The following is an 11,598-nucleotide window of genomic DNA, read 5'->3' as shown; positions in this document are numbered from 1 at the left end:
AGCACGGCAACCGTGCGTTTTGTACTCAGTCACGGGCTCCAACACCCAAGCGCGGGGCAAACTGCACGGTCTCGTCTGGCTACCACCAGACTTTACCGTACTGGTCAGTACTGAACATACAAGCGCGCAGGCCCGGCACATCCCGCCGCGCCGGGCTGCGGACAGCCGGGCCGCGGACAAAAAAATACCCCGCCGAGGCGGGGCATTCTTGCTGCGCGAGCCCGTGAGGCCCGTCGCGCTTACTTCTTGAACACGAGGTCGGTTTCCTTCAGCGACTCGATGTAGGACGCGATGTCCTTCATGTCGCTGACCGACAGGTTCTGTACCTGCGCCTGCATGATCGCGTTGTTGCGGCCGATCAACGGGTTCGTCAGCCCCATCTGGTACTGGCGCATCGCCCACACGAGATAGTCGGCGTGCTGGCCGGCGAGGCGCGGGTACTCCGCGTTGATCGGCTTGTTCAGTTGCGCGCCGTGGCAGGCCGCGCAGTTGTGCGATTCGACCAGTTCCTTGCCCTTCGAGATGTCCGCGGCGTGCGCGGTACCGATCGCGAGGCCGGCCGCCAGTGCAACCGCCGCCGTCTTGAATGCGTTGTTCATGAATGCTCCTGTCCCGCCGGAGAGATCGGCGGCGCGCGCTTTACTTGTAGGGGTTGTCCTTCGTGTCGGCCTTCTGGGCGGCGTAGTACGCCGACAGATCCGCGATGTCCTGGTCGGTCAGCGAGCCGGCGATCGCATTCATCGACGGGAAGTGACGATCCTTCTTGCGGTAGGCCTTCAGCGCGTTCTCGAGGTATTGCTGGTTCTGGCCGCCGAGGACAGGCACCCGGTAGACCTCCGGGTACGCCGCGCGGTAGTCCTGGATGCCGTGGCAACCGATGCACATGGCGGCCTTGCTCGCCCCGTCCTTCGGGTTGCCGACCACACCGGCCGCCTGCGCGCTGCCCGCGAGCGCCACGAGCGCTGCGACAACGACGTGTTTGCCGACGAATTTGTTCATAGCTCTTGTAACCTAGCTTGAGGGGAAACTGGCGCCGAAGCGGCAACGGCCCGCGCCGTTTTGCTTGTCGGTCGCCACGCAGGCCAAAAAAAACGGCCAGATTGTACCGCGTCGGCGGGGAACGCGTCCATACGGCGCCCCGGTTCGCCCCGCCACAGCCCTGCAACGATACGCGGGCGCGGCCCGCCCGGACAGCCCTTCTGACTTATACTGGGTTTTTTCCCCGATGAAGAAGAGCGTCGCCATGCGTTTCGAAGGGTCCTCGCACTACGTCGCCACCGACGATCTGAAGCTCGCGGTCAATGCCGCGCTGACGCTGCAACGCCCGCTGCTGATCAAGGGCGAGCCCGGCACCGGCAAGACCATGCTGGCCGAGGAAGTGGCCGCCGCGCTCGACATGCCGCTGCTGCAGTGGCACATCAAGTCGACCACCAAGGCACAGCAGGGCCTGTACGAATACGACGCCGTGTCGCGGCTGCGCGATTCGCAGCTGGGCGACGAGCGCGTGAAGGACATCGCGAACTACATCGTCAAGGGCGTGCTGTGGCAGGCGTTCGACGCCGAGCAGCCGAGCGTGCTGCTGATCGACGAAATCGACAAGGCCGACATCGAATTCCCGAACGACCTGCTGCGCGAGCTCGACCGGATGGAGTTCCACGTGTACGAGACGCGCGAGACGGTCCGCGCGAAGCACCGCCCGCTCGTCATCATCACGTCGAACAACGAGAAGGAGCTGCCCGACGCATTCCTGCGCCGCTGCTTCTTCCACTACATCCAGTTTCCCGATCCGTCGACGATGCAGAAGATCGTCGCGGTGCACTTCCCCGACATCCGCGAGGAGCTGCTGCGCGCAGCGCTCGAGAGTTTCTTCGAATTGCGCGGCGTGTCGGGCCTGAAGAAGAAGCCGTCGACGTCCGAGCTGCTCGACTGGCTGAAGCTGCTGCTCGCCGAGAACATCCCGGCCGACGCGCTGCGCGGCGCGGACGCGAAGCAGATCGTGCCGCCGCTCGCGGGCGCGCTGCTGAAGAACGAGCAGGATCTGAGCCTGCTCGAGCGGCTCGTCTACATGAACCGGCACAACCGGTAATCCTCCCTCACCCGCGAAGGCCCGGCCATGCTGCTCAATTTCTTCTACGCGCTGCGCGCAGCCAAGCTGCCCGTCTCGGTGAAGGAATACCTGACGCTGCTCGAATCGCTGAAGGCCGGGCTGATCTCGCCGTCGATCGACGCGTTCTACTTCCTCGCGCGGATGACGCTCGTCAAGGACGAGCAGTACTTCGACAAGTTCGACCAGGCGTTCGGTGCGTACTTCCATGGCGTGTCCGCACTGCCGTCCGAGGCGTTCGACATCCCGCTCGACTGGCTCGAGAAGCGCCTCGAGCGCGAGCTGTCGCCGGAGGAGAAGGCGCAGATCGAAGCGATGGGCGGGCTCGACAAGCTGATGGAGCGTTTGAAGGCGCTGCTCGACGAGCAGAAGGAACGCCACGAAGGCGGCAACAAATGGATCGGCACGGGCGGCACGTCGCCGTTCGGGCACGGCGGCTACAACCCGGAAGGCGTGCGCATCGGCGGCCCGTCGAACGGCAATCGCACCGCGGTGAAGGTGTGGGAAGCACGCGCTTACCGCGACTACGACGATTCGGTCGAGATCGGCACGCGCAACATCAAGGTCGCGCTGCGGCGGCTGCGCCGCTTCGCGCGCGAAGGCGCCGCCGAGGAGCTCGACCTGCCCGGCACGATCCGCAGCACGGCCGCGAACGCGGGCTGGCTCGACCTGCGGATGGTGCCCGAGCGCCACAACAACGTGAAGGTGCTGATGCTGCTGGACGTCGGCGGCTCGATGGACGACCACATCAAGCGCACCGAGGAGCTGTTCTCGGCCGCGAAGGCCGAATTCAAGCACCTCGAATTCTTCTACTTCCACAACTGCGTGTACGACCATCTGTGGAAGAACAACCGCCGCCGCCACGCGGAACGCACCGCGACGTGGGACGTGCTGCACAAGTTCACACCCGACTACAAGCTGATCTTCGTCGGCGACGCGACGATGAGCCCGTACGAAGTGCTGCAGCCCGGCGGCTCGGTCGAATACAACAACCCGGAAGCCGGCGCCGTGTGGCTGCGTCGTCTCGCCGACCAGTTTCCGCATCATGCATGGCTGAACCCCGAGCCCGAGCGACTATGGGAGTACCGGCAGTCGGTCGCGGTCATCCGCGACCTGCTCGGCCATCGCATGTATCCGCTCACGCTCGCGGGCCTCGAAACCGCGATGCGCGCACTCAGCAAGTAACGACACCCACTCGCAGATATACAGGCCGCATCCGAGCGGCCGCCCCGGAGAGAGCATGAACCCTTCGTCCACCGCGAGTGCCGGCCGCGCCGGCGGCCGCCGCTTTTTCGCCGATACGTCCGTGTCCGCGCTCGTCGCCGGCTTCGTCGCGATGATGACCGGCTACACGAGTTCGCTCGTGCTGATGTTCCAGGCCGGCCGCGCCGCCCACCTCACCGATGCGCAGATCTCGTCGTGGATCTGGGCGCTGTCGATCGGCATGGCGGTGACGACGATCGGCCTGTCGCTGCGCTATCGCGCGCCCGTCGTGGTCGCGTGGTCGACGCCCGGCGCCGCGTTGCTGATCGCGTCGTTGCCCGGCGTGCCCTACCCCGAGGCGATCGGCGCGTTCGTCGTGTGCGCGCTGCTGCTGACGGCCGTCGGCGTGAGCGGCCTGTTCGACACGCTGATGAAGCGCATTCCGGCCGGCATCGCGGCCGCGCTGCTCGCGGGCATCCTGTTCGAGATCGGCATCGAGATCTTCCGCGCCGCGCAGTTCCAGACCGCGCTGGTGCTCGCGATGTTCTTCACCTACCTGATCGTGAAGCGCCTCGCGCCGCGCTATGCGATCGTGACGACGCTGATCGTCGGCACAGTGGTAGCCGGCGGCCTCGGCCTGCTCGATTTCAGCCGCTTCCACATCGCGCTCGCGCAGCCCGTGTTCACGATGCCCGCGTTCTCGATCGCGTCGATCGTCAGTATCGGCATTCCGCTGTTCGTCGTCGCGATGGCGTCGCAGAACGTACCGGGCATCGCGGTGCTGCGTGCGGACGGCTACTCGACGCCGTCGTCGCCGCTGATCGCGACGACCGGCCTCGCGTCACTGCTGCTCGCGCCGTTCGGCTCGCACGGCGTGAACCTCGCGGCGATCACGGCCGCAATCTGCACCGGCCCCGAAGCGCACGAGGACCACGCGAAGCGCTACACGGCCGCCGTGTGGTGCGGCACGTTCTACCTGGTCGCCGGCGTCTTCGGCGCGACGATCGCCGCGTTGTTCGCGGCGCTGCCGAAAGCGCTCGTCGTGTCGGTCGCGGCGCTCGCGCTGTTCGGCTCGATCATGAGCGGCCTCGCGAACGCGATGCAGGACGTGAAGCAGCGCGAAGCGGCGCTCGTCACGTTCATGGTGACCGCGTCGGGCCTCACGCTGCTGTCGATCGGCTCGGCATTCTGGGGGCTCGTCGCCGGGGTCGTCACGCAGGTGATCCTGAACGCGCGGCGCCCCGCGTGACGCGGCTCGGCCGCCTGCCGCGGCGCGCGCCGCCGCGCCCGCCCGGCACGCCAAAACGTGCGCGACACGAATCGGGCCTAAAATGATGGATCGGAAGCGGCGCCCGGCGCCGCTTCGCTTCGCCGCCGCGCTCGCGCGGCCCGTGAGAACCCGGCGCCCCGCGCTCTTCTTCCGAATCGCCATGACTACCGCACTCGACCAGCTGAAGCAGTACACGACCGTCGTCGCCGACACGGGCGACTTCCAGCAGCTTGCGCAATACAAGCCGCAGGACGCGACCACGAACCCGTCGCTGATCCTGAAGGCCGTCCAGAAGGATGCGTACAAGCCGATCCTCGAGAAAACCGTCCGCGATCATCGCAACGAAAGCACCGATTTCATCATCGACCGCCTGCTGATCGCATTCGGCACCGAAATCCTGAAGCTGATCCCGGGCCGCGTATCGACCGAGGTCGACGCACGCCTGTCGTTCGACACGCAGCGCTCGATCGACAAGGGCCGCGAGCTCATCAAGCTGTACGAAGCAGCCGGCGTCGGCCGCGAGCGCATCCTGATCAAGCTCGCGTCGACGTGGGAAGGCATCCGCGCGGCCGAGGTGCTGCAGAAGGAAGGGATCAAGTGCAACATGACCCTGCTTTTCTCGCTCGTGCAGGCCGCCGCGTGCGCGGAAGCCGGCGCGCAGCTGATCTCGCCGTTCGTCGGCCGCATCTACGACTGGTACAAGAAGCAGGCCGGCGCCGAATGGAATGAAGCGCGCGACGGCGGCGCGAACGATCCGGGCGTGCAATCGGTGCGCCGCATCTACACGTACTACAAGACGTTCGGCTACAAGACCGAAGTGATGGGCGCGAGCTTCCGCACGACCAGCCAGATCACCGAGCTCGCCGGCTGCGACCTGCTGACGATCAGTCCCGATTTGCTGCAGAAGCTGCAGGAGAGCAACGAGACGGTCGCCCGCAAGCTGTCCCCGGAAACGCTGCAGGACAAGCCGGCCGAGCGCGTCGCGATCGACGAGGCGTCGTTCCGCTTCCAACTGAACGACGAAGCGATGGCCACCGAAAAGCTCGCCGAAGGCATCCGTGTGTTCGCCGCCGACGCGGTGAAGCTCGAGAAGCTGATCGACGCGCTGCGCTGAGCCGCACGACGCGTCAGCGGCTGTCAGCAAGACTGACAACAGCCGTCAGCAAGCGCTGCAAACGGTCGCGAACATGATGTTCGCGGCCGTTTTTATTTTTCATTCCATCGTCAAGCGCGCGCACTACAATCCACGTCACGGGTGCGACGGCCGCCTCCCGATGTGCCCTTTCCCCCAGTCAATCTTGCACGACGCCACGCCGGCGCCGACGCGCCGGCACGGCTCATTCCAGGAGACAACGATGCAAGTTCAACCGTACCTGACGTTCTACGGTCGTGCCGACGAAGCCCTTCAGTTCTACGAAAAGGCACTCGGCGCGAAGACGATGTTCAAGATGCACTTCAAGGACGCCCCGCCGAATCCCGATTACCCGATGTCGCCGGAGATGAGCGACAAGGTGATGCACGCGAGCTTCACGATCGGCGACTCGATGATCATGTGCTCGGACGGCGATTGCAGCCAGCCGGCGGGCGCCGCGCACGCCGGCTATTCGCTGTCGCTGAACCCGGCGACGGTCGAGGAAGGCCAGAAGCTGTTCGATGCGCTCGCCGACGGCGGCGAAGTGACGATGCCGTTCGGCAAGACGTTCTGGGCGCTCGGCTTCGGGATGGCGAAGGATCGCTTCGGCGTGCACTGGATGGTCAACGTCGAGGATCTGTCGCAGCGCGAGGCGCTCGCGAAACGCGCGCAGGGCTGACGCAAAGGAAACGCCCGCCACCTTGCGGTGGCGGGCGTTTCCTTTGCCGGGCAGCCGGCAATGCGTCGTGCGCGGCACGCGGCCGCGCACGGCCCGTATCAACCCTCGACGACGTCGAGATAATCCTCCGGCCGCGTGCGATCCTCCGCATGCGCCATGCCGATCACGCGCACCAGCACGCTCACGACCACCGACACCACCAGGTTCACGATCAGCGACCACACGGCCGCGTAACCGGGAATCGCGAGGCCGAACAGGTGGATCGTGAAGATCGAACTCGCCAGCTTCAGCGAGACCGCCATCCACGTGCCGCAGACGATGCCGGCCGCCCAGCCGGCCAGCAAGCCGCGATGGTCGAGCACGCGCGTGTACAGGCCGAGCACGATCGCCGGCAGCGTCTGGATGATCCAGATCCCGCCGAGCAGCTGCAGCTGGATCGCGTAGGTCAGCGGCAGCCCGAGGATGAACGCGACCGCGCCGACCTTCACGATCAGCGACACGAGCTTCGCGACGTGCGTCTCCTGGTCGTGCGACATGTTGCGGTTCACGAACTCGCGGTGGATGTTGCGCGTGTACAGGTTCGCGGCCGCGATCGACATGATCGCCGCCGGCACCAGTGCACCGATGCCGATCGCCGCGAACGCGACGCCGACGAACCACGACGGGAAGTACTCGAGGAACAGCGCGGGCACCGCGAAGTTCGGGCCGAATGCCTTGAAGTACGGCGCGTACTGCGGCATGTCCTTCACGCCGGAGGCGAGCGCCATGTAGCCGAGCAGCGCGAGCAGGCCGAGCACGAACGAGTACGCGGGCAGCATCGCCATGTTGCGGCGGATCGAGTTGCCCGACGACGACGACAGGATCGCCGTGACCGAGTGCGGATACAGGAACAGCGCGAGCGCCGAGCCGATCGCGAGCGTCGCGTATGCGCTGTAGCCGTTCAGGCTCATCGCGTCGGGCGCCTTCAGCAGCAGCTTCGCGGGCGGCACGGCGGAGAAGATGTGCCCGAACCCGCCGAGCTTCGCGGGGATCACGATGACCGCGGCGGCGATCGTGACGTAGATCAGCACGTCCTTCACGATCGCGATCATCGCGGGGGCGCGCAGCCCCGACGTGTACGTGTAGGCGGCGAGGATCGCGAACGCGATGATCAGCGGCAGGTCGCCGACGAACCCGGTCGTGTCGAAGCCGAGCGCGCCGATCACCACCTCGATGCCGACGAGCTGCAGCGCGATGTACGGCATCGTCGCGACGATGCCCGTCACCGCGATCGCCAGCGCGAGCATCCGGCTGCCGTAGCGCGCGTTGACAAAGTCGGCGGCCGTCACGTAGCCGTGCCGCTTCGCGATGCTCCACAGTTTCGGGAACACGACGAACGCGAACGGATAGATCAGGATCGTGTACGGCAGCGCGAAGAAGCCCATCGCGCCGGCGCCGAACACGAGCGCGGGCACCGCGACGAACGTATAGGCCGTGTAGAGATCGCCGCCGAGCAGGAACCACGTGACGATCGTGCCGAAGCGGCGTCCGCCGAGGCCCCATTCGTCGAGATGGGCGAGATCGCCGCGCCGCCAGTTCGCGGCCAGGAAACCGATGATCGTGACGCCGATGAACAGCAGGACGAAGACGAAGGTCGCGCCGAGATTCATTGCGCACCTCCTTGCGTACCGCTCGCCTTCCACGCGTTCTTGGTCTTGAAGTACACGAACGCGGTGATCACCGCGCTGATGAAGACCCAGAGCAACTGGTACCAGTAGAAAAACGGAAAACCGAACCATTGCGGTTCGATCTTGCTGTACGACGGCACCCAGACCATCGCGATCAACGGCAGTACCAGCAGCCAGAGCCAGCGCTTCGCGGCCCGGTTGGCGTCGGCATCGTGAGCCATGACGTCTCCTCTTCTATCCCGGTTATCGATCTTGTTGAGCGGGTACGGCACCGAGAGGAGCGGCGAAACGGGTAGGCTGCGGCTCCCCTGGCTTCGCGCCAGTATAGGAGCCGCGAGTACGCGGTCAAGCAGGGGCGAACCCGAGGTGATCCGCCCCTTGTCACTGGGATGCGCCGGCTTGCGCCGGCGCCTCCTGCGTCAGATCGAGAACGCGGTGTCGCGTGCGCCGTCCGTTGCTTTCAAAGCTTTCACCCACTTGCGCGCGGGCAGCTTGAGCGTGTCCTCGATCAGCTTCGCGCGGGCGTCGAGCTGGGCGAACGGCACGTCGAGCGCGGGGCCCGAGAACGCGATCGCGATACGGTTGCCGTCGTGCACTTCGGGCAGCGCGATCACGCGGTGGTCGAACGCAGCATTCAGGTGCTTCATGTTGCGCACGAAGCTCGGATGATCGCCGAACAGGTTGATCGTCGCGATGCCGGCATCGGCGAGGCAGCCGCGCACCGCGCGGTAGAACGCGACGCTGTCGAGCACGGGGCCGCGCGCGGTCGCGTCGTACAGGTCGATCTGGATCGCACCCGCCGTGCCGCGGTTGGCCGGGTCGTTGACGAAGTCCCATGCGTCGGCTTCGTGCACGGCGAGGCGCGCGTCGTCGGGCGGTAGCGCGAACATCGTGCGCGCGGCGACGATCACCGCCGGGTTCAGCTCGACGGCCTCGACCTTCGCGTGCGGCAGGAAACGATGCGAGAACTTGGTCAGCGCGCCGGTGCCGAGCCCGAGCTGGACGATCCGCTCGGGCGTTTCGAGGAACAGCAGCCAGGCCATCATCTGCTGCGCGTATTCGAGCTCGATATGCAGCGGCTTCGAGATCCGCATCGCGCCCTGCACCCACTCGGTACCGAAGTGCAGGAAGCGCACGCCGCCTTCTTCGGAGAACGTCACGGGCGCGAAGCGCGGCTTGCGCGGCGCTTCGAGCACCGGCACGTCGTCGTGTTCGTCGATGTCAGGGCGGCGCTTCACGCGCGGCGGCTGGAGTTTTTCGGAGCCGTTGTAGGCGGACGGCTTGCGTTGCTTGAATGCGCGTGCCTCGGCGGACGCGCGCTTGATCAGTCGGGTCATGATGGTTGAATCTCGCTGGGTGACGCTGGATGAGCGGACGAGAGGATAGCATTGGTGGGAGGCGGAGGCCGCCGACGCGTGCCCCGCCACGCGTGACGTCGAATCCCGTCGGCGCTACGCTGCATTCGCGGACCCACAGGAGAGCGCATGACCTCGCACGACAAGAAGATCTGGTTTCCGGCGAAGCGCTACGGCTGGGGATGGGGATTGCCGGTCGCGTGGCAGGGCTGGATCGTGCTGCTGCTGTTCGCGATCGGCGTCATCGCGAGTGCATGGCTCGTGCCGCCGCATCGGTCGCCGGTGGCGTACGGGGCATGCCTCGTGGTGCTGGTCGCGCTGCTGACTGCGGTGTGCTGGCTCAAGGGCGAGAAGCCCCGGTGGCGATGGGGCAACGACGATTGAGCTGACACATCGAAGTCGTTTTTGCTGCCTGACGACCGCGCGTCGTACGGCGGTGCATGCAGCGTCGGCTCGCCGCGCACCGGGCCCGGCAACCGCCGGAACGGGACGCCATTTTGTTCAGTTTGACACCGGCGTTGGCCAGACAGCATGCTGGTGCCGCGCATGCATTTTCTTTCGACGGGACCGGTTGCGCCGTAACGTCATCGAAGCCTGCCAATATCCGCTCTGGCCATACCTGCTCCATTACACGGGATTTCGTAAGCATGAGTCACATCCACTTCATTGGCGGGGAAAAAGGCGGCGTCGGCAAATCGCTCGCGGCCCGCGTGCTGGCCCAGTATTTCATCGATCGGAGCATGTCCTTCGTGGGCTTCGATACCGACCGATCGCACGGCGCGCTCCTGCGGTTCTATGCCGATTTTGCCGCGCCCGCCGTGCTCGACCAGCATGACAGCCTCGATCCGGTCATGGAATCGGCGCTCGAAGATCCGCAACGGCGCATACTGGTGGATCTCGCGGCCCAGACGCGGCAGTCGCTCGCCAAGTGGCTCGACGATTCGGACGTAGTCGACTTCGCCAAGGAACACGGCCTCACGCTGACGTGGTGGCACGTGATGGACACTGGACGCGATTCGGTCGATCTGCTGCGGCAATGGCTCGACGAATTCGGCGGACGAATCAAGCTGGTGCTGGTGCTGAATGAAGTCCGCGGCGATCGCTTCGAGATTCTGGAGGCCTCCGGCGAACGCGAGCGGGCCGAAGCCCTTGGCGCCAGCGTGATTACGCTGCGCCGCCTGCCCGATACGACCATGCAGAAGATCGATCGGCAAAGCGCGAGCTTCTGGGCGGCGGTCAATCATCCCGACCGCGCCGCCACGGGGCTCGGCTTGCTGGAACGGCAGCGCGTCAAGGTCTGGCTGCATCGTACTTATGAGGAGCTGGGCACGCTCGCCCTGTAGCACGGGCCCGTGACGGTGCGGAGTGTGCGGCGGGTTGCCCGCGTGGCTCATACCGGGAAAACTTGGAGGCTCGATGGCCGATCACGACAGACTGCATCCACTCCGTCCGTTCCTGAAAAACTGGGTCTGGGAGCACGGTCGAATCGGGACGCGCTATCTGGACTGCGTGGATCGCGAAATCAAGTTCGACGAAGGCAAGAAATCGCATTTCGCCGCCGAGCAATATACCTACGTGCCGCTGGGCAAGAACGCTGAGGACGACACGTCCGCGGAGGGTCCCGCGATCCACGATGCCGGACTTGCCCGCTTTTTGCGGGCGGCGCAGATGGGCACGCCCGGGGAAGCCGGCTCCGTGGCGGAGGTTCAGCGCGCGGTGCAGGATTGCGTGGAGATCGGCCTGTTCAGCGCGTATCAACGGGAGGCTCGCCAGGCATGGGCCCGCTACGCGCAGGAACCGATGTTCGAGGACGAGATCCGCGCGGCGGTCGTCGACGACATCCGGCGAATTTACGTCGGCATGCGAGAACAGCTGGCGCTGTACGATTTCAGTGTGCTCTACGGCTTGCCCACGCCGCTGCTGATCAGCGACACCCCCTTCATCGACTGGCGCGTGATCGCCAGTCCGGCACTTCCGTTCGTCTCGCTTCCGCTGGGACCTTACTGCCTGCTGGTAGGCGCGCCGTCGGGCAGAAGTAGCCGAATCGGCCCGGTGGTCTGGAAGGCCGCTGCCGCGCTGGGGCCGTTGAAGGACCACAACCGCCGGATCGAGGAGCATGCACGGCTGTGGCTGGTGGCGACCACCGATGATCAACTCGTCGCGGCACAAAGTCGCATCGTCTCGGCCG

13 protein-coding genes are annotated in these 11,598 nt (G+C 65.8%); 8 read left to right on the top strand and 5 right to left on the bottom strand.

All coding sequences use genetic code 11. The features are described 5' to 3' along the window. Positions 1-239 precede the first annotated feature (239 nt). Both H3O04_RS29175 and H3O04_RS29170 read right to left on the bottom strand, forming a co-directional pair. Complete coding sequence (locus tag H3O04_RS29175; RefSeq protein WP_006478193.1) at positions 240-599, bottom strand: c-type cytochrome; 360 nt, start codon at positions 597-599, stop codon at positions 240-242. A 40-nt stretch (positions 600-639) separates the two neighbouring features. Beyond that, complete coding sequence (locus tag H3O04_RS29170; RefSeq protein ID WP_006478192.1) at positions 640-999, bottom strand: c-type cytochrome; 360 nt, start codon at positions 997-999, stop codon at positions 640-642. A gap of 244 nt (positions 1,000-1,243) precedes the next feature. Here H3O04_RS29170 and H3O04_RS29165 point away from each other — a divergent pair, with 244 nt between their 5' ends. From H3O04_RS29165 to H3O04_RS29145, 5 genes are all read left to right on the top strand, one after another. Then, the gene (locus tag H3O04_RS29165; RefSeq protein WP_027806662.1) at positions 1,244-2,086 is read left to right on the top strand and encodes an AAA family ATPase; all 843 of its coding nucleotides are present in this window, start codon (positions 1,244-1,246) and stop codon (positions 2,084-2,086) included. Between the two features lie 27 nt (positions 2,087-2,113). After that, positions 2,114-3,289, top strand: a complete 1,176-nt coding sequence (locus H3O04_RS29160) for a vWA domain-containing protein (RefSeq protein ID WP_006478190.1) — start codon at positions 2,114-2,116, stop codon at positions 3,287-3,289. 55 nt (positions 3,290-3,344) lie between these two features. Further along, positions 3,345-4,556, top strand: coding sequence for a benzoate/H(+) symporter BenE family transporter (locus H3O04_RS29155; protein ID WP_125381057.1), 1,212 nt, complete (start codon positions 3,345-3,347; stop codon positions 4,554-4,556). Positions 4,557-4,737: 181 nt separating this feature from the next. After that, complete coding sequence (gene tal / locus H3O04_RS29150; RefSeq protein WP_012328950.1) at positions 4,738-5,691, top strand: transaldolase; 954 nt, start codon at positions 4,738-4,740, stop codon at positions 5,689-5,691. Positions 5,692-5,932: 241 nt separating this feature from the next. Continuing rightward, on the top strand, positions 5,933-6,388 hold the full coding sequence (locus tag H3O04_RS29145; protein WP_023476748.1) for a VOC family protein: 456 nt from the start codon (positions 5,933-5,935) through the stop codon (positions 6,386-6,388). A 98-nt stretch (positions 6,389-6,486) separates the two neighbouring features. Here the strand turns inward: H3O04_RS29145 and mctP are convergent, their stop codons facing one another. From mctP to H3O04_RS29130, 3 genes are all read right to left on the bottom strand, one after another. Further along, positions 6,487-8,037, bottom strand: coding sequence for a monocarboxylate uptake permease MctP (gene mctP / locus H3O04_RS29140; protein WP_124477462.1), 1,551 nt, complete (start codon positions 8,035-8,037; stop codon positions 6,487-6,489). After that, positions 8,034-8,276, bottom strand: coding sequence for a DUF3311 domain-containing protein (locus H3O04_RS29135; RefSeq protein WP_006478185.1), 243 nt, complete (start codon positions 8,274-8,276; stop codon positions 8,034-8,036). Before H3O04_RS29135 ends, mctP begins: the two co-directional genes overlap by 4 nt. Before the next feature lie 198 nt (positions 8,277-8,474). After that, positions 8,475-9,392, bottom strand: coding sequence for a spermidine synthase (locus H3O04_RS29130; RefSeq protein WP_124464043.1), 918 nt, complete (start codon positions 9,390-9,392; stop codon positions 8,475-8,477). A gap of 147 nt (positions 9,393-9,539) precedes the next feature. Here H3O04_RS29130 and H3O04_RS29125 point away from each other — a divergent pair, with 147 nt between their 5' ends. The 3 genes from H3O04_RS29125 to H3O04_RS29115 all read left to right on the top strand — a co-directional run. After that, on the top strand, positions 9,540-9,794 hold the full coding sequence (locus H3O04_RS29125) for a hypothetical protein (RefSeq protein ID WP_202588997.1): 255 nt from the start codon (positions 9,540-9,542) through the stop codon (positions 9,792-9,794). Between the two features lie 263 nt (positions 9,795-10,057). Next, positions 10,058-10,753: a hypothetical protein gene (locus H3O04_RS29120; protein ID WP_023476751.1), complete on the top strand. Its 696-nt coding sequence runs from the start codon at positions 10,058-10,060 to the stop codon at positions 10,751-10,753. A 73-nt stretch (positions 10,754-10,826) separates the two neighbouring features. Then, positions 10,827-11,598: hypothetical protein (locus tag H3O04_RS29115; protein ID WP_202588996.1), on the top strand; the 772-nt coding region annotated here is incomplete at its 3' end.

This window comes from Burkholderia sp. KCJ3K979, assembly GCF_016759955.1.
Taxonomy (GTDB): Bacteria; Pseudomonadota; Gammaproteobacteria; order Burkholderiales; family Burkholderiaceae; genus Burkholderia; species Burkholderia orbicola.
This window is presented reverse-complemented; position numbering and strand designations above follow the sequence as displayed.